Raw genomic sequence first — 17,856 nt, forward strand, 5'->3', positions numbered from 1 at the left:
AATTATGGTTTTGGTTGTTTTGAGGGTTGCTCGTTCAAGCCATCAACCCTCTCTTTGAGTGCCATGTTCTCTTCTTCTAATTTTCTGTTTTGGCGTTTTAAATCCTGGTTTGCGCTCGCTAAACGCCTGTTGTGTAAGTCCAGGTCGCTTTTAGCTTCCATACCTTCTAAGCTCTTCAAGCACGCGATTTCTCGCTCCAGCTCGGTTTTTTCTTTGGCTGTTTTTTCTTTAGCTTGCGCTAATTGAGCGTTAGAGTTTTCTAAAGCTTGCCGTAATTGATTGTGAGTGTTTTCCAAATTTTTTTGAGCGCTTTCTAACTTTTTGAGTTTGTCTGTTAGGTGTTGGTTGTCTTTTTCTAAATTAGCGCATAATTTTTCTAAAAACCCATGCGCATCTTGCAATTGCGCTCGCTCTTGTTTGAGGCTGCCCTGCTCTTTAGTGAGCGCGACAACTTGGTGGTTGAGCTTGTCGTTTTCGGTTTTCAGATCGACGGTTTTTTCAGTCAGCACGGCGTTTTTATTAGCTAGCTCGGTATTTTCTTTAGTGAGCTTTTCTTTAGCTTGCCATAATTGATCGTTAGAATTTTCTAACCCACTGATTTTTTCGTTTTCTTTGAATAGCTTATTGTTTTTGTAAGCTAGCTCGGTGTTTTCTTTGGTTAGCTTGTCTTTTGTTGTGAATAATTCGGCGTTTTCATTTTCTAACTCACCGATGCGGGCTTCTAATTCTTCTCTTATTTGATAGAAGCCAAACCATTTTTCTATCAATGTTCCCATTTTATGATCCCATATCCACGATAGTGTAACATGCTATTTTTTTGTCGTATGTGTAGCCTCTTAAGACCACTCTTTGCATCTTTTGAGAAGCGTTTTGCTCTGGGTATAGCGTTTTGCATGAATGGTCATAAGCACTTGGCTCTTTCAAACGCTCAAATTTACTATCCTTAATGTATTCAAAAAGCAAATCAAACAATTCAGCTAATTTCTCGCCCTTATCGTTCCTCTTATCGCTTAATTCTTGGCTCGCTTTGTTATAAAGGCTTTCTAAATAGTATTTGCTATCGCTAAGAACAGATGCGATCAAGTCCATTGCGCTGTGAGTTGTTGCTACAAATCCAAAATTCAAGCACCCTCTGACTTCCAAAAAGACTTCATAGAGTTTTTCTAATTTTTCGTATGGAGCGTGCCTTCGCTCTAACTCGTTTAGTTTTTGGCTCGTTTTTTCGGCTTGGCTTTTTGCTGTTGATAGCTCTGTGGTTAGGTTTTCTTTATCTTTAGTTAGATTATCTTTTTCTGTGGTTAGCGCTTTATTTTTATCGGCTAGCTTTTGATTTTCTCCTAATAATTCGTCGTTTCCTTTTTTTAAAGCTTGCTGAGATTGTTCTAACGCTTGCACTTGCTTTTGTGATGCGTTAAGCTGATCGTTTAGATTGTCTCTTTCTCTAGTTAGATCTGTTTTATCTCTATTTAGTTTGGCGTTTTCTTCTTGGACTTCTTGGACTTTTTTAAGCGTTTCCTCTTTTTTTAAAGCGTCTTTTGGGTTTTCTTGGGTGTCGTTAGAGGATTTCCCAAGCGAAAAGAAAGAGCCTATAAGATGAGAGAGTTTTCTAAGGGGTTCAAAGTCTTCTAATTTAAGATCTTCTAATTTTTGAATGCGATCTTTAAGTTCTCTAACATCTCTAACAAGTTCTAAAAGCTCTTCATTATTGGGGGGCGGAAGCAGTCGTTCTTGAAATATTCGTATTTTCTGTATTCGTGTTTTCTACAATATGAACGCCACTCATAAGAATATCTCCTTTTATCTTATATCAATGTTAAATAAGGTTGTTATTGTAATTTGAGAAAATTTAAAATGAGCTTTATTTCCCCCCCCTTTTTTCGCCCCCTCTAACAAACCCCTAGAATGTAGAATCCCAGTGGTTTAAGTTAGAAGAATAAGGGTCAAAAAAGCCCTTAGGCATGTATTGTGCTTCTTTTTTGGTAGAAGCGTCTTTTGAAGAATGGTCTTTAGGGAGACAAGCGAAACGCTGAGTATCAAAGCTAGAACAACCGCTCAATAACAACGCACCGAGTGTGCCAACCATAATACCATTTTTAATTGTTTTCATTTTATATCCTTTGTTTTGTAAAATTCTTTGTAAATCCGTTTAATTTAAAATCGTTTAATTGAATAAGCTAAACTTTAAATTACACGATGCGAATGTTATAATTCATTTTTAAACGAAAAGTAAATGAAGCTAAAAACAATACAAATTATCACTCAAATTCTTATCATTGTGTAAAAATGCGTGATAAAACTCAAACAGGTTGGAATGAGAATTAATTACCGCTAGAACAAAATTTAAAATTAAAAAACATTACCAACCCACAAGACTTAAAGCCACCCGCTTAAAACATGCTACAATCAAGCCAAATTCTTAAATAACTTAAATAAAAGGTAAGCTCATGCAAAAAATCATTGACGATTCACTAGAATTAGCTAAAAAACTGCAAGATAGTATCAGTAACCATTTGAGCGAGCAAGAAAAAGCGTTCCACTCTAAAATGCAAAAGCTTTTAAACAACCCTGAAAACAAAGTCATGCTCATAGAGCTTATGGATCGGAGTTTTAGATGCCTAGACAATAAAGCCCGCTTTGAAATGATTGAGCATGTTTTAGACAAATACAAAAGCCGTGAGATTTTTTCTCCGTTTGAAAAATTGCTTTTAATGGGGTTTTTAAGCTTTGGGAAAATGCTCCCTGATATGAGCGTGCCTTTCTTTGTCAATAAAATCAGAAGCGACACGAAAGCGATGGTCTTAGATCAAGAAGAGAGCCAATTGAAAGAGCGGATTTTAAAAAGAAAGAATGAAAAAATCATTTTGAACGTGAATTTTATCGGTGAAGAGGTTTTAGGCGAAGAAGAAGCTAATGCGCGTTTTGAAAAATACTCTCAAGCCCTAAAATCCAACTACATCCAATACATTTCCATTAAAATCACGACGATTTTTTCTCAAATCAATATCCTTGATTTTGAATACTCTAAAAAAGAGATTGTCAAACGCTTAGACGCTCTTTATGCCCTGGCTTTAGAAGAAGAAAAAAAGCAAGGCATGCCTAAATTCATCAATTTGGATATGGAGGAATTTAGGGATTTAGAGCTCACGGTGGAGTCGTTTATGGAGTCTATCGCTAAATTTGATTTGAACGCCGGTATTGTGTTGCAAGCTTATATCCCTGATTCTTATGAATATTTGAAAAAACTGCACGCTTTTTCTAAAGAAAGGGTTTTAAAAGGGTTAAAGCCCATTAAAATCCGCTTTGTTAAGGGAGCGAACATGGAGAGCGAAGAGACTATCGCTTCTGTGAAAGACTGGGCGTTACCCACATTTTCTAGTAAGCAAGACACCGATTCTAATTACAATAAAATGTTAGATTTTGTTTTAGAGGGCGATAATTATAAATACATTCATATCGGCGCAGCGAGCCATAATATTTTTGAAATCGCTTATGTCTATACGCGCATCCATGCCCTTAATGACCCTATTGTGTTAGAGCATTTTAGTTTTGAAATGCTAGAGGGCATGAGCTTGCAAGCGAGCCAGGAATTAAAAGAGATGCACAAGCTCATTCTTTATGCGCCGGTGTGCGATGAAGCGCATTTCAACAATGCGATCGCTTACTTGGTGAGGAGGTTAGACGAAAACACCTCAAGCGATAATTTCATGAAAGCTTTCTTTAACCTTAAAGTAGGCACGAGCGAATGGAAAGACCAAGAGCAACGCTTTTTAAACAGCCTTAAAGGAATCGCCACTTTAGACAATGCCACCCACAGGACTCAAGACAGGAACGCCAAACAAACCGGCCACACCACCTACCCAAACCACTCCTTTAAAAACGAAAGCGATACCGATTTTATTTTAAAAGCCAACCGAGAGTGGGCTAAAAAAGTGCGCGAGAAAATGCATAACGCTCCTATTTTAGAGCTTTACCCAGAAATAGATGGGAGGTTTGAAGATCCTAATTTAACCCCTTTAGAAGTCTTTGATAAGATCCATCATAAAAAAATCGCCAGCGTGCATTTAGCGGATAAAGAAGCGATTTTAAAAACCCTAGAAGTGGCTAAAAGCGATAAGAGCCGCTTCAGTCAAAAAAGCTTTACAGAAATCCATGCCTTAATGAGTCAAACCGCCCAGCTTTTTAGAGAAAGGAGAGGCGATTTGATAGGGATTTCAGCTTTAGAAGTGGGTAAGACTTTCGCTGAAACGGACGCTGAAGTGAGCGAAGCCATTGACTTTTTAGAGTTTTACCCTTACAGCTTAAGGGTGTTACAAGAGCAAAATGAAAAAACGCAATTCACCCCCAAAGGCGTGGGTGTGGTCATTGCCCCATGGAATTTCCCTGTGGGCATTTCTGTAGGCACTATCGCTGCCCCCCTAGCCGCTGGCAATCGGGTGATTTACAAGCCCTCAAGTTTGTCTAGCGTAACGGGCTATAAGCTTTGTGAGTGCTTTTGGGATGCGGGCGTGCCTAGAGATGCGCTCATTTACTTGCCCTCTAAAGGGAGCGATATTAGCGAGCATCTTTTAAAAGATGAAAGCATCCAGTTTGCCATTTTAACAGGGGGCGAAGACACCGCTTATAAAATGCTCAAAGCTAACCCCACTTTAGCCTTGAGCGCTGAAACGGGCGGTAAAAACGCCACCATTGTGAGCAAAATGGCAGACAGAGATCAAGCGATTAAAAATGTTATCCATTCAGCTTTCAGCAATTCAGGGCAAAAATGTTCTGCCACTTCGCTTTTAGTGTTGGAAAAAGAAGTCTATGAAGATGAGAACTTTAAAAAGACTCTAATAGATGCGACTCTAAGCCTTAGCGTGGGCGATCCTTTTGATTTCAAAAACAAAATCGGCACTCTAGCGGACAAGCCTAATGAAAAGGTCATCAAAGCCATAGATGAATTGAAAAGCTATGAAAATTACGAAATCCCAGCAAGTTTTGTTGATGATAACCCCTATTTGATGAAGCCAAGCATCAAATACGGCACTAAAAAAGGCGATTTCACGCACCAAACTGAGCTTTTTACGCCCATTTTATCCGTGATGAAAGCGCAAGATTTAGACGAGGCGATAGAGATAGTCAATTCTACCGGTTACGGGCTGACTAGCGCGTTAGAGTCTTTGGACGAAAGGGAGTGGGAATATTATTTAGAACGCATTGAAGCCGGTAATATCTATATCAACAAACCCACCACAGGAGCGATCGTTTTGCGCCAGCCTTTTGGTGGGGTTAAAAAATCCGCTGTGGGGTTTGGGAGGAAAGTAGGCATTTTTAACTATATCACGCAATTTGTGAATATCCATCAAGATGAAGAAGACGAACACGCCTTAAAAAATCCCTTAAGCGAAGCTTTAGAGAGCTTGATTCAAAAAGGCTATGACGAACACACGCATGAGCTGAAGCGTGCGATTTTTATGGCAAAGAGCTACGCTTATCATTATAAACATGAATTTAGCCAAGCTAAAGACTATGTCAAAATCAGAGGCGAAGACAACCTCTTTTCCTACACTAAGGTTAAAAGCGTGGGCTATCGCATCACCGAAAAGGACACTTTAAGCGATATGTTGGGCGTGGCTTTAGCATGTCTCATTTCTCAAATCCCTTTAACGCTCAGCACAGAAAACGAACGAGCGAACAAAGATTTAACGTTTTTCTTAGAATGCTTAAAAATTCTCCGAGCAAACGCCCCTATCGTTTATGAAAGCTTGCAAAAATTTAGCGAGAAATTGCATGCTTTCAATCGTGTCCGTTATTTAAAAAGCGATTTGGATTTATTGCACAAGCAAGCGAGCGCTCTAGGGATGGTTTTAGCCACGGCTAAACCCTGCTTGAACGGGCGTTTTGAATTGCTGTATTACCACTTAGAGCGATCGGTTAGTATTTCGTATCATCGTTACGGGAATTTAGGCTCAAGGGTTTTAAGGCAACCCACTTGCCACAAGTCATGCTGTGCTGAAAAATAAATATTGTATTAAATAAGGAGATCAAAATGGGACATGTTGTTTTAAGCACCCCTATTGTTACGATGTTTATCGTTTATTCGCTGTTAATGCTCTATATTGGTTTTTATTTTTACAAACAAAATGAAACGACTGAAGATTATTTCTTAGGCGATCGCTCTATGGGGCCTGTGATTAGCGCTTTGAGCGCGGGGGCGAGTGACATGAGCGGGTGGCTTTTAATGGGCTTACCTGGAGCCTTATATGTAGGGGGGCTTATCAATTCACACATCGCCATAGGCTTGAGTTTGGGTGCATTGATTAACTGGGTTTTTGTGGCCAAACGCTTGCGTATTTATACGAGCGTGATCGCTAATTCCATCACCATTTCAGATTATTTTGAAACGCGCTTTAGCGATGACAAACACATCTTGCGCTTGATTTCAGCTTTTGTGATTTTAATCTTTTTTATTTTTTACATTTCTTCAGGGCTAGTGAGTGGGGCTAAACTCTTTGAAGCGACCTTTGGCATCCAATACAACTACGCTTTAAGCATTGGCACGCTGATCATTGTTTCTTACACCTTTTTAGGAGGGTATAAGGCGGTGTGTTGGACGGATTTGATTCAAGGGCTTTTGATGATGAGCGCTTTAATCGTGGTGCCGATCGTTATGATAATCCATCTTGGTGGGATTGGAGAGGGGATTAAAATCATTAGAGAAATCAAGCCTGAAAACCTTTCCTTTTTACAAGGCTCTAGCGTAGTCGCCATTATTTCAAGCCTTGCTTGGGGGTTAGGCTATTTTGGGCAACCTCATATTTTAGTGCGTTTCATGTCTATCCGCTCCATTAGAGATGTGCCTAAAGCGACCACTATTGGGATTTCTTGGATGGTTATTTCTTTGATTGGGGCATGCGTTATGGGGCTTTTAGGCGTTGCGTATGTGCATAAATTTGATTTGAGCTTACAAGACCCTGAAAAGATTTTCATTGTGATGAGTCAATTGCTCTTTAACCCTTGGATCACAGGCATTTTGTTGAGCGCGATTTTAGCGGCGGTGATGAGCACGGCCAGTTCGCAACTGCTTGTAAGCTCTTCTACCATTGCTGAAGATTTCTATGCGACGATTTTTAACAAAAACGCCCCGCAAAAATTGGTGATGGTCATTTCTAGGCTTTCGGTTTTAGGGGTGGCTTGCATCGCTTTTTTCATTTCAACGGATAGAAACGCTAGCATCCTTAGCATCGTGAGTTACGCATGGGCTGGTTTTGGTGCGAGTTTTGGCTCTGTGATTTTGTTCTCGCTTTTTTGGTCAAGAATGACGCGCATTGGCGCGATTGCTGGCATGCTCTCTGGGGCTAGCACGGTGATTTTATACGATAAATTTGGCAAAAGCTTTTTGGATATTTATGAAATCGTTCCGGGCTTTATTGTGGCGAGCGTAGCTATTGTGGTGTTTAGTTTGTTTTCTAGCGTGCGAGCAGGCACTAAAGAGGCTTTTGAAACCATGCTTAAAGAAATTGAGAGCTTGAAACATTAATGCTTCAAATGAGTTTAGTTTAATCCTTAATCCCCCTATGCTCTTTGATCAAACCTTAACCTATATTTCTTTATTTTCTGGGGCAGGAGTGGGGTGCTATGGGCTTTTAGAAGAGGGGTTTGAATGCGTTGCTACCAATGAAATTTTAGAAAAACGCTTGAATATCCAAAGGATCAATCGCAAATGCAAACTAGATGAAAGCTACATTAGTGGGGATATTAAAAAGCCAGAAACAAAAGAAAAAATTTTAAAACAAATTGGATCTTATTCTAAAAAATTTGGTAATGATAGGGTTGATTTAGTGGTAGCAACCCCACCTTGTCAAGGCATGAGCGTAGCCAATCATAAAAAGAAAAACGATGAAATCAAACGGAATTCTTTGGTGGTTGAGAGCATTGATTTGATCAAACAAATCAAACCCAGATTTTTTATTTTAGAAAATGTCCCTAGTTTTTATAAAACAGGTTGTATAGACAAAAATGACAATTTGCTAGAAATAGGATCTATGATAGAGCAAAATTTGAATGGTGATTATATGCTCTATGATGAGGTAATCAATTTTAAAAATTTTGGAGCTAATTCAAGCCGAACAAGAACTTTAGTGATAGGGGTTTGTAAAGAGTTTAAAGATTTTACAAGCGCGTTAGAATTTTTTCCTGATTTCAAACAAGAAAAAACCTTAAAAGAAGTGATAGGCTCGTTAAAACCACTTGCTTGGGGCGAGTATGATAGCGCAGATTTTTATCATAGTTTTAGAACTTATCCAAAGCATATGCAAGAATGGATTAAGGATTTAAAAGAAGGACAAAGCGCGTTTGAGAATACAGAATTAAACAAAAAGCCTCATAGAATTGTCGGTAATAAGATTGTCTTAAATGTTTCAGATTATGGCGTGCCTCAAAACAGAGAGAGAGCTTTTATTGTAGGGGCTAGTCGTTTCAATTTTGATTTCAATCTTTTAGAGCCTTCTCAAAGCGTGAATGTTCAAGATGCCATAAGCGATTTAGCCTATCTTTGTTCTAATGAGGGGGCGTTTGAGAGCGATTATTTAAACCCTATCCAGTCCAATTATCAAGCTTTGATGCGAAAAGATAGCCCTAAATTATACAACCACCAAGCCACCAACCACTCGCAAGCCGCTTTAGAGAAATTAAAGCTCATTAACAAAGAGCAAGGTAAAGAATGCTTGCCTAAAAACTTGCATGGCAAACAGCAATTCAAAAGCACATGGGGGCGCTTAAATTGGAATAAAATCAGCCCCACCATAGACACACGATTTGACACTCCCAGCAATGGCACCAACTCCCACCCTGAATTGCACCGCTCTATCACGCCCAGAGAAGCCGCCAGGATACAGAGTTTTAGCGATGATTATATCTTTTATGGCAATAAAACGAGCGTTTGTAAGCAAATCGGTAACGCTGTGCCTCCTCTTCTAGCCCTAGCCTTAGGCAAAGCGATCTTAAAAAGCGCAAGAAATGATACAAATCCATCACGCTGACGCTTTTGAAATCATCAAAGATTTTCACCAGCAAAATTTAAAAGTGGATGCGATCATCACTGATCCTCCTTATAACATTTCGGTTAAAAACAATTTTTCCACCCTAAAGAGCGCTAAAAGGCAAGGTATAGACTTTGGGGAATGGGATAAAAATTTCAAGCTTTTAGAATGGATCACGCGCTACGCCCCCTTAATCAATCCAAACGGCTGCATGGTGATTTTTTGCTCTTACAGGTTTATAAGCTATATCGCTGATTTTTTAGAAGAAAACGGCTTTGTGGTCAAAGACTTTATCCAATGGGTTAAAAATAATCCCATGCCAAGAAACATCCACCGGCGCTATGTCCAAGACACGGAATTTGCCTTATGGGCGGTTAAAAAGAAAGCCAAGTGGGTGTTTAACAAACCCAAAAATGAAAAATACTTACGGCCTTTGATTTTAAAAAGCCCTGTGGTGAGCGGGCTTGAAAGAGTCAAACACCCCACGCAAAAAAGCCTAGCCTTAATGGAAAAAATCATTTCCATCCACACAAACCCTAATGACATCGTGCTAGATCCTTTCATGGGGAGCGGCACCACCGGCTTAGCGTGCAAAAATTTAGAACGGAATTTTATCGGTATAGAATCAGAAAAAGAATATTTTCAAATCGCCCAAAAGCGTTTGAGCTAGCTTTTAAAAACGCTATTTGAATGAGATTGTGTTATAGTTATTTAAAAGGATATTTTTAATGAAAAGAATGTTAGCGGAGTTTGAAAAAATCCAAGCGATTTTAATGGCGTTCCCCCATGAGTTTGGCGACTGGGCGTATTGTATCAAAGAAGCCAGAGAGAGCTTTTTAAACATCATTCAAACCATAGCCAAACACGCTAAAGTGTTGGTGTGCGTCCATAATAACGACACTATCGGCTATGAGATGCTTAAAAACTTACCCGGTGTAGAGATCGCAAAGGTCGACACTAACGACACATGGGCTAGGGATTTTGGAGCGATCAGCGTTGAAAATCAGGGCGTTTTAGAGTGCTTGGATTTTGGTTTTAATGGCTGGGGGTTAAAATACCCATCCAATTTAGACAATCAAGTGAATTTCAAACTCAAAAGTTTAGGGTTTTTAAAACACCCTTTAAAAACGATGCCCTATGTTTTAGAGGGCGGGAGCATAGAAAGCGATGGGGCTGGGAGTGTTTTAACTAACACCCAATGCCTGCTAGAAAAAAATCGTAACCCCCATTTGAATCAAAATGAGATAGAAAACATGCTTAAAAAGGAATTAGGGGCTAAACAAGTGCTGTGGTATTCTTATGGCTATCTCAAGGGCGATGATACGGATAGCCATACCGACACGCTCGCTCGCTTTTTAGATAAAGACACCATTGTTTATAGCGCATGCGAAGATGAAAACGATGAACATTACACAGCCTTAAAAAAAATGCAAGAAGAATTAAAAACCTTTAAAAAACTAGACGGCACGCCCTATAAACTCATCCCCCTAGAAATCCCTAAAGCCATTTATGATGAAAACCAACAACGCTTGCCGGCGACTTATGTGAATTTTTTATTGTGCAATAACGCTTTAATCGTGCCCACTTACAACGACCCTAAAGACGCACTCATTTTAGAAACCTTAAAACAACACACGCCCTTAGAAGTGATAGGGGTTGATTGCAATACCTTAATCAAACAGCATGGGAGTTTGCATTGTGTAACGATGCAGCTTTATTGAATAAAATCACGCTTTTTGGCGTGGTTCAAGGCGTGGGCATGCGCCCTTTTATTTATACCCTGGCTCAAAAATTAGGGCTTGTAGGCTTTGTGCGTAACGCCCAAGCGGCTTTAGAAATCGTCTTGCCCGCTCATAAAACAGAGTCTTTTTTAAACGCCCTAAAAAATGGATTACCCCCTTTAGCGTTGGTGGAAAAAATCATTATTAGCCCTTATGATGAAGCACTCAAATTCAATGATTTTAGGATTTTAGAAAGCAAGAACCACCCCTTAAATCTGCTCAGTCAAATCCCTAAAGATTTAGGCGTGTGTGAGGATTGCTTGCGCGAAATCAGGGATAAAAACTCCCCCTATTTTTATTACGCTTTCAATTCTTGCGCGAAGTGCGGGGCGAGATACAGCCTTTTAAACGCCATGCCCTATGACAGAGAAAACTCCGCCCTAAAACCTTTCAAGCTCTGCAAATTTTGCGCTTCTACCTATCAAGACCCTACCAATAAGCGCTTCCACATTCAAGGCATCAGCTGCAAAAAGTGCGGTATCGCGCTCAATTATAAGCGATTCAAAAATGATGACGCTCTTTTAGAATGCGCTAAAGACATTCAAAAGGGTAAAATCATCGCTCTTAAAGGTTTGGGAGGCTTTGCCCTCTTGTGCGATGCGAGGAATTTTCAAACCATAGAAAGATTACGGCTTTTAAAAAACCGCCCCCTAAAGCCTTTTGCGCTCATGTTTAAAGACTTAAAATCAGCCAAACAGCATGCGTTTTTGAACGCGTTAGAATGCGAAAGCTTAATTTCTGCAAGCGCCCCCATTCTTTTAGCGCGTAAAAAACCTGACACCCAATTAGCCCCCAATATCGCTAAAAACTCCCCCTTTTATGGCGTCATCTTGCCCTATACCCCTTTGCATGCTTTATTATTAGATTTATTGGATTTCCCTATTGTATTCACGAGCGCGAATTTCAGCTCCCTCCCTTTAGCGAGCGATGAAAAAGAGATCGATTCGCTTCATTTTATTTTTGATTTTAAGCTCACGCACAACCGCGCTATCATCCACAGGATTGATGATAGTATCGTGCAGCGCGTGGATAATATTATTCGCCCCATGCGTTTGGCTAGAGGGTTTGCCCCCCTTTACCTTGCTTTGCCCAAACGCTCTAATTGTTCACCCAAAAAGATTTTAGCGCTTGGAGCGGAGCAAAAAGGGCATTTTAGTTTATTGGATAGCGAGACTTCTGTTCTTTTGCTCTCGCCTTTTTGTGGGGATTTGAGCGTTTTAGAAAATGAAAAACACTTTAAAGAAACTTTGAATTTTTTCTTAAAAACCTATGATTTTAAACCCACGCTCTTAGCTTGCGATAAGCATCAAAACTACACCACCACTCAAATGGCTTTTGAATTTAATACGCCCTTGTTGCAAGTCCAGCACCACCATGCCCACTTTTTAGCGAGCGTCTTAGACGCATTGTTGCAAGATCCGCATTTAAATCACCCCTTTATAGGTATTGTTTGGGACGGGAGTGGGGCTTATGACAATAAGGTTTATGGGGCGGAGTGTTTTGTGGGGGATTTGGAACGCATTGAAGAAGTGGCTAGGTTTGAAGAATTTTGGCTTTTGGGGGGGCAAAAAGCGATCAAAGAGCCTAAACGCTTGGTTTTAGAAATCGCTTTAAAGCACCAACTCAACAAGCTTTTAAAACGCGTTCAAAAGCATTTTAAAGAAGACGAATTAGGAATTTTCCAACAAATGCATGACAAAAAAATTCAAAGCATCGCCACCAATTCCATAGGGCGTTTGTTTGATATAGTAGCGTTTAGTTTGGATCTAGTGGGAACGATTAGTTTTGAAGCCGAGAGCGGACAGGTTTTAGAAAATTTAGCCCTACAAAGCGATGAGATCGCTTTTTACCCTTTTACAATCAAAAACAGCGTGGTGCGTTTGAAGGAATTTTATCAAGCGTTTGAAAAGGATTTGGGCGTTTTAGAACCCAAACGCATCGCTAAGAAATTTTTTAACAGCTTAGTAGAAATCATTACCGCTTTAATCGCGCCTTTTAAAGAGCATGTGGTGGTGTGCAGTGGGGGCGTGTTTTGCAACCAATTGTTGTGCGAACAATTGGCCCAACGATTGAAAAACCTTCAAAGGCAGTATTTTTTCCACAAGCATTTCCCTCCTAACGATAGCAGTATCCCTATCGGTCAAGCCTTAATGGCGTATTTCAACCCTACAATCATCAAAAAAGGATAAAAATGGATAGCGTAACTCTAGCATGCGGGAACGGAGGGAAAGAAACAAACGCTTTGATTGAGCGAGTCTTTATGCCCTATTTGAAAGAATGGATTGTTGCGTTTGGTGAAGACGCCCCTAAATTTGAAGCTAGTGGGGAATATTGCGTGAGCACGGATAGTTTTGTCATCACGCCCTTAATTTTTAATGGAGGCGATATAGGCAAGCTTTGCGTTTGCGGGAGTGCGAATGACGTGAGCGTGCAAGGGGGCGAACCTTTGTATTTGAATATGGGTTTTATTTTAGAAGAAGGCTTAGAAATCCCTCTTTTAAAGCAAATTTTACAATCCATACAAAAAGAATTGTTTAAAGCCAACTTAAAACTCCTCTCCCTAGACACTAAAGTCGTGCCAAAGGGGAGCGTGGATAAGCTTTTTATCAACACAACCTGCATTGGTAAAATCATCAAGCCAGGGATTTCTTCGCGCCATTTACAACAAGGGCAAGCCATTATCCTAAGCGACACGATCGCCAATCATGGGGCAAGCCTGTTTGCGGTGCGTCATGAAATCAAGCTTAAAACCAATCTAGAAAGCGATTGCCAACTGCTCTACCCCTTATTAAAACCCCTATTTTTAAGCGATCTCAAAATTGATGCTTTAAGAGATGCGACTAGGGGCGGGTTAGCGAGCGTGCTGAACGAATGGGCGAACAGCTCTAGAGTGAAAATCGTTATAGAAGAAGAAAAAATCCCCTTAAAAGAAGAAACGAAAGGGATTTGTGAAATTTTAGGGCTAGAACCCTACGCGCTAGCTAATGAGGGGGTGTTTGTGTTAGCGCTCAATCAAAAAGACGCCCCTAAAGCCTTAGAAATTTTAAAAAGTAACGAGAAAGCGAAAAACGCTTGCGTGATCGGCAAAGTGTTTGAAAACCCTTACCCTAGCGTGGTTTTAAAGAACGCATGGGGTTTTGAAAGGATTTTAGAGGTGCCAGAGGGCGAATTATTGCCTAGGATTTGCTAAGGCGTTTTTTAAAATCTCTCTACCCTCTAAAATTTTTTACTTAAGCTAAGTCTAAGTCTACTATACTCAAGGCATTTGAGAAAAAACTTGCAATAAGAGGGTGTTAGTGGTGGGTTATAAAAAAGCGGGCTTGATATTGATGATAAAAAAGTGCTTGATATTGATGATAAAAAAGCGCTTGAGATTGAGAGTAAAGCGACCAAACCCCTTTTAATGGCTCAAGCTTTTTGAAGCGAATTTGTAAGCACAATATCGTAAAATCGCTAGCCCAACGCCTAATAGCGGAGCATTTTTTATGGCTCTATAAGAGCCTTGATTGTATTTCAAACCTCTAAAAGCTTCAAATAATACTCATAAGCTTCTTTGATGCCCTGCTCTAAAGGGATTTCTAATTCCCACTTTAAAGCCTTTTGTTTGGAAATATCCATAAGCTTTTGCTGCATGCCCACTGGTTTGGATAAATCCTTAACAAACACGCCCTTATAGTCTAAAACCTGAGCGACTTTTTCGTAATACTCTTCAATGCTGTAATCCACTCCAGAGCCGACATTCATCACGCTAGGCATTGAAGCGATATTCTCATAAGCTAGGGCGATGAATCTGGCTAAATCTTTAGCGTTTAGACACTCTCTTCTGGCCGTGCCATCGCCCCACATCGCAAAATTTTTTTCATTTTTTAATTTAGCGGTGTGCATCCTAGCAATAAGCCCTGGTATCATGTGTGCTATCTTTTCTTCAAACTTGTCAAACTCGCCATAAAGGTTGCAAGGCACTAAGGTTTTATAAAAAACGCCCTTTTCAGCGCTCACGTATTCGCAATACTTCATCACAGAGAGTTTGGCTAAAGCGTAGCCTTCGTTCGTTGGTTCTAAAGAGCCGTTCAATAAATCGCTCTCTTTTAAAGGGTTAGGGGCGTATTTAGGATAAGCGCAAGAGCTCGCCAGATTAATGGCTTTTTTCACGCCCAAATCTAAAGCGCTAGAAAAGAGGTACAAGCCCATGAGTAAATTCTCAACCATGTAAGTTGAAAGATCGTTCATGTTAGCGACAATGCCCCCCACTCTCCCGGCGCAATGGATAATGCCTGTAGGCTTGTATTCTTTCAAATAGGCTTGAATGTTGTCTTTATCCAACAAATACAATTCGCTCTTTTTAGGGGTGAGTAAAGTAACATCAGGCTTGTTTTTTTTAAAATACAACGCCGTGTTCTGCCCCACCATGCCATAGGCGCCGGTGATTAAAATAATCTCATTCATAAAAATTCCTTAAAATATAGCCCCCATCTTGCAAGTAAAGGTTTTTCTGGCATTCTTTTAAATCGTATTCTAACATGTCCTTAACCAACTCTTTTAAATCGTATTCCCTAACCCAGCCTAGCTCTTTTTCTGCCTTAGTGGGATCGCCTAAGAGCAAATCCACTTCAGTAGGCCTGAAATAGCGCTCGTCTATGCGCACCACGATTTGGCCCGTTTTTAAATGGCTTAAGTTTAAGTTTAAAGCGTTCGTTCTTTTTTCATCAATGCTTTTGATCAAACCGATTTCTTTAATCCCTGTATTTTGAAATTCTAGATCAATACCGATAAATTCAAAGCTCATTTTCACAAAATCGCGCACGCTTGTGGTCTTCCCTGTAGCGATCACATAATCTTGGGGAATGGGCGCTTGGAGCATTAAATGCATCATTTTCACATAATCTTTGGCATGCCCCCAATCTCTTTTAGCGTCTAAATTCCCTAAATACAAGCAATCCGTTAAGTTATACGCTATCGCGCTAGCGGCTCGTGTGATTTTACGGGTTACAAAAGTTTCGCCCCTTACCCTACTTTCATGGTTAAAAAGAATGCCATTAACCGCAAACAAGTTATAAGCCTCTCTGTAATTTTTGGTGATGTAAAAGGCATACATTTTAGCGACCGCATAGGGGCTTCGTGGGTTAAAGGGGGTGTTTTCATTTTGTGGGGTTTCTAAGACTTCGCCATACAATTCGCTCGTGCTGGCTTGATAGAATCGTGTTTTATTTTCTAAGCCTAAAATCCGCATGGCCTCTAAAATCCTTAGCGTGCCAATACCATCAGCGTTAGCGGTGTATTCTGGGGTTTCAAAAGAGACTTTCACATGGCTTTGAGCGGCTAAATTATAAATCTCTGTAGGCTTAGTGGTAGCGATTAAATGGATGAGGTTAGAGCTATCGGTCATATCCCCATAGTGTAAGAAAAAACGCCTTTTATGATCGCTATGCAAATCTTCATACAAATGATCGATCCTAGAAGTGTTGATGCTAGAAGAGCGCCTTTTTAACCCATGCACTTCATAGCCCAAATTCAGCAAGTATTCAGCCAGATAGCTCCCGTCTTGCCCGGTAACCCCGGTGATTAAAGCGATTTTTTCTTTCATTATTGTTCCTTTATTAAATTTTCTTTATCAAATCTTTTCATTAGGCGTTTTGATTTTGTCTGTTAAAATCATCATCAATGCGCACAATATCGTCTTCACCGACATACTCGCCCACTTGAACTTCTATGATAATTAAAGGGATTTTGCCATAATTAGCTAGGCGGTGTAGGGTGTTTTTAGGGATATAAGTGGATTCATTAGCTTGCAATTCAAACATTTTATGATCCAACTCCACGCTCGCCATCCCGCTAATCACCACCCAGTGTTCGCTCCTGTGGAAATGCTTTTGCAAAGAAAGCCTAGCGTTTGGTTTGACTTCTAAAATCTTAACCTTGTAACACCCGCTCTCATGCAAGACTTCATAACTCCCCCAAGGGCGATAGACTTTAGTGTGCGTTTGTAATAATTCTTGATTATGCATTTCTATCTCGCTCACTAAAGCCTTTAAATCTTTAGCCTTATCTTTATGAGCGATTAAAAGAGCGTCTTTAGTGTCAATAACCGCTAAATTCTCAACGCCTAAAAGAGCGCTCACTTTATGAGAAAACACTAAATTATTTGCGCTTTCTTTGGCAAAAACGGGCGTTTGATTCAGGCTGACATTTTCTTTAGTGCCGTTAGCCGCCTCTTCAAAAAGAGCGTTAAAATTCCCTAAATCGCTCCACTTGGCGTTTAATCCTACCATTTTGATTTTGTGGCTTTGCTGCATTAAAGCAATATCCACGCTCACATCTTCTAAATCTTGCATGCTCTTTTCGTTCAAACGAGCGATCTTTTGTTCAAAAAAATGCGTGTTTTCTAACGATTCAAACGCTCTTTCGCACCCCTTTAAAATAGTAGGGGCATGCTTTTTTAGTTCGTCTAAAAAAACGCCCGCTTGGAAAACGAACATGCCGCTATTGAAATAAAAACCCCCGCTTTTTTGAAACTCTATCGCTTTTTCTAGGCTTGGCTTTTCAATGAATCGCTTGACATCTAAACCATTAGGGCTTTCAATATACCCAAACTCCGTGTTGGGCTTGTCAATACTCACCCCAAAAGTGACTAAAAAACCTTTTTGGGCTAAATTAATCGCTTTTTTTATCGCGTTTTCATACGCTTGAAGATCTTTAATCAAGTGATCGCTTGGCGTAACGATGAGTAAATCTTCTTTATCGCTCATTAAAGCACTCAAAGCGATGGCGTTAGCGGTGTTTTTACTCAAGCTCTCTAATAAAAAACCCACGCTTTTGTTTTGGATTTCACTCTTTATCTCTTCTAGGGCTAAAAAATAATGCTTTTCATTGCACACAATGAGCGTCTCATCTACTAAGGAAGCGTTTCTTTTAAAACTCAATTCAAACAAGCTTTTATGGTCAAAAAGCTTTAAAAATTGCTTAGGGTATAGGCTACGGCTTAAAGGCCATAAGCGTTTCCCGCTCCCCCCACTCAGTAAGATATTTTTAATTTTCATGCATTTTCTTGTCAGGCT

The 17,856-nt window shown here is 40.0% G+C and carries 13 protein-coding genes; 7 read left to right on the plus strand and 6 right to left on the minus strand.

The features are described from left to right. Positions 1-2: 2 nt before the first annotated feature. The 3 genes from IC572_RS01930 to IC572_RS01940 all read right to left on the minus strand — a co-directional run bounded on the left by IC572_RS01930 (position 3) and on the right by IC572_RS01940 (position 2,107). Positions 3-776 carry a coiled-coil domain-containing protein gene (locus IC572_RS01930; protein WP_187854880.1) on the minus strand — a complete coding sequence of 258 codons (774 nt, stop codon included), beginning with the start codon at positions 774-776 and terminating at the stop codon, positions 3-5. A 1-nt stretch (position 777) separates the two neighbouring features. Continuing rightward, positions 778-1,590, minus strand: a complete 813-nt coding sequence (locus tag IC572_RS01935) for a hypothetical protein (protein ID WP_187854898.1) — start codon at positions 1,588-1,590, stop codon at positions 778-780. A 307-nt stretch (positions 1,591-1,897) separates the two neighbouring features. Then, the gene (locus IC572_RS01940; protein ID WP_120917386.1) at positions 1,898-2,107 is read right to left on the minus strand and encodes a hypothetical protein; all 210 of its coding nucleotides are present in this window, start codon (positions 2,105-2,107) and stop codon (positions 1,898-1,900) included. 337 nt (positions 2,108-2,444) lie between these two features. Here IC572_RS01940 and IC572_RS01945 point away from each other — a divergent pair, with 337 nt between their 5' ends. The 7 genes from IC572_RS01945 to hypE are packed head-to-tail and all read left to right on the plus strand — an operon-like array spanning position 2,445 to position 13,991. Further along, a complete protein-coding gene (locus tag IC572_RS01945) occupies positions 2,445-6,002 on the plus strand; it encodes a bifunctional proline dehydrogenase/L-glutamate gamma-semialdehyde dehydrogenase (protein ID WP_187854881.1) in 3,558 nt (1,185 codons plus the stop codon). Positions 6,003-6,028: 26 nt separating this feature from the next. After that, positions 6,029-7,519: a sodium/proline symporter PutP gene (putP, locus tag IC572_RS01950; protein WP_187854882.1), complete on the plus strand. Its 1,491-nt coding sequence runs from the start codon at positions 6,029-6,031 to the stop codon at positions 7,517-7,519. A 37-nt stretch (positions 7,520-7,556) separates the two neighbouring features. Next, positions 7,557-9,020, plus strand: coding sequence for a DNA cytosine methyltransferase (locus IC572_RS01955; RefSeq protein ID WP_187854883.1), 1,464 nt, complete (start codon positions 7,557-7,559; stop codon positions 9,018-9,020). Then, positions 8,998-9,690: a DNA-methyltransferase gene (locus tag IC572_RS01960; RefSeq protein WP_187854884.1), complete on the plus strand. Its 693-nt coding sequence runs from the start codon at positions 8,998-9,000 to the stop codon at positions 9,688-9,690. Before IC572_RS01955 ends, IC572_RS01960 begins: the two co-directional genes overlap by 23 nt. A gap of 58 nt (positions 9,691-9,748) precedes the next feature. Further along, a complete protein-coding gene (locus IC572_RS01965) occupies positions 9,749-10,741 on the plus strand; it encodes an agmatine deiminase family protein (RefSeq protein ID WP_187854885.1) in 993 nt (330 codons plus the stop codon). Further along, the gene (gene hypF, locus IC572_RS01970) at positions 10,738-12,990 is read left to right on the plus strand and encodes a carbamoyltransferase HypF (RefSeq protein WP_187854899.1); all 2,253 of its coding nucleotides are present in this window, start codon (positions 10,738-10,740) and stop codon (positions 12,988-12,990) included. Before IC572_RS01965 ends, hypF begins: the two co-directional genes overlap by 4 nt. Before the next feature lie 2 nt (positions 12,991-12,992). Continuing rightward, positions 12,993-13,991 (plus strand): hydrogenase expression/formation protein HypE, encoded by a 999-nt coding sequence (gene hypE / locus IC572_RS01975; RefSeq protein WP_187854886.1) that lies wholly within the window; start codon positions 12,993-12,995, stop codon positions 13,989-13,991. Between the two features lie 323 nt (positions 13,992-14,314). On the opposite strand, the gene IC572_RS01980 is transcribed toward hypE, so the two are convergent. From IC572_RS01980 to IC572_RS01990, 3 genes are read right to left on the minus strand one after another with little or no spacing between them, the layout of a single operon-like run. Further along, complete coding sequence (locus IC572_RS01980; RefSeq protein WP_187854887.1) at positions 14,315-15,247, minus strand: GDP-L-fucose synthase family protein; 933 nt, start codon at positions 15,245-15,247, stop codon at positions 14,315-14,317. Further along, positions 15,240-16,385 carry a GDP-mannose 4,6-dehydratase gene (gene gmd, locus IC572_RS01985; RefSeq protein ID WP_187854888.1) on the minus strand — a complete coding sequence of 382 codons (1,146 nt, stop codon included), beginning with the start codon at positions 16,383-16,385 and terminating at the stop codon, positions 15,240-15,242. The genes IC572_RS01980 and gmd overlap by 8 nt, the downstream gene beginning before the upstream one ends. A 40-nt stretch (positions 16,386-16,425) precedes the next feature. Continuing rightward, the gene (locus IC572_RS01990; protein ID WP_187854889.1) at positions 16,426-17,838 is read right to left on the minus strand and encodes a mannose-1-phosphate guanylyltransferase/mannose-6-phosphate isomerase; all 1,413 of its coding nucleotides are present in this window, start codon (positions 17,836-17,838) and stop codon (positions 16,426-16,428) included. Positions 17,839-17,856 lie beyond the last annotated feature (18 nt).

The organism is Helicobacter pylori (assembly GCF_014496485.1).
GTDB classification, from domain to species: Bacteria; Campylobacterota; Campylobacteria; order Campylobacterales; family Helicobacteraceae; genus Helicobacter; species Helicobacter pylori_DD.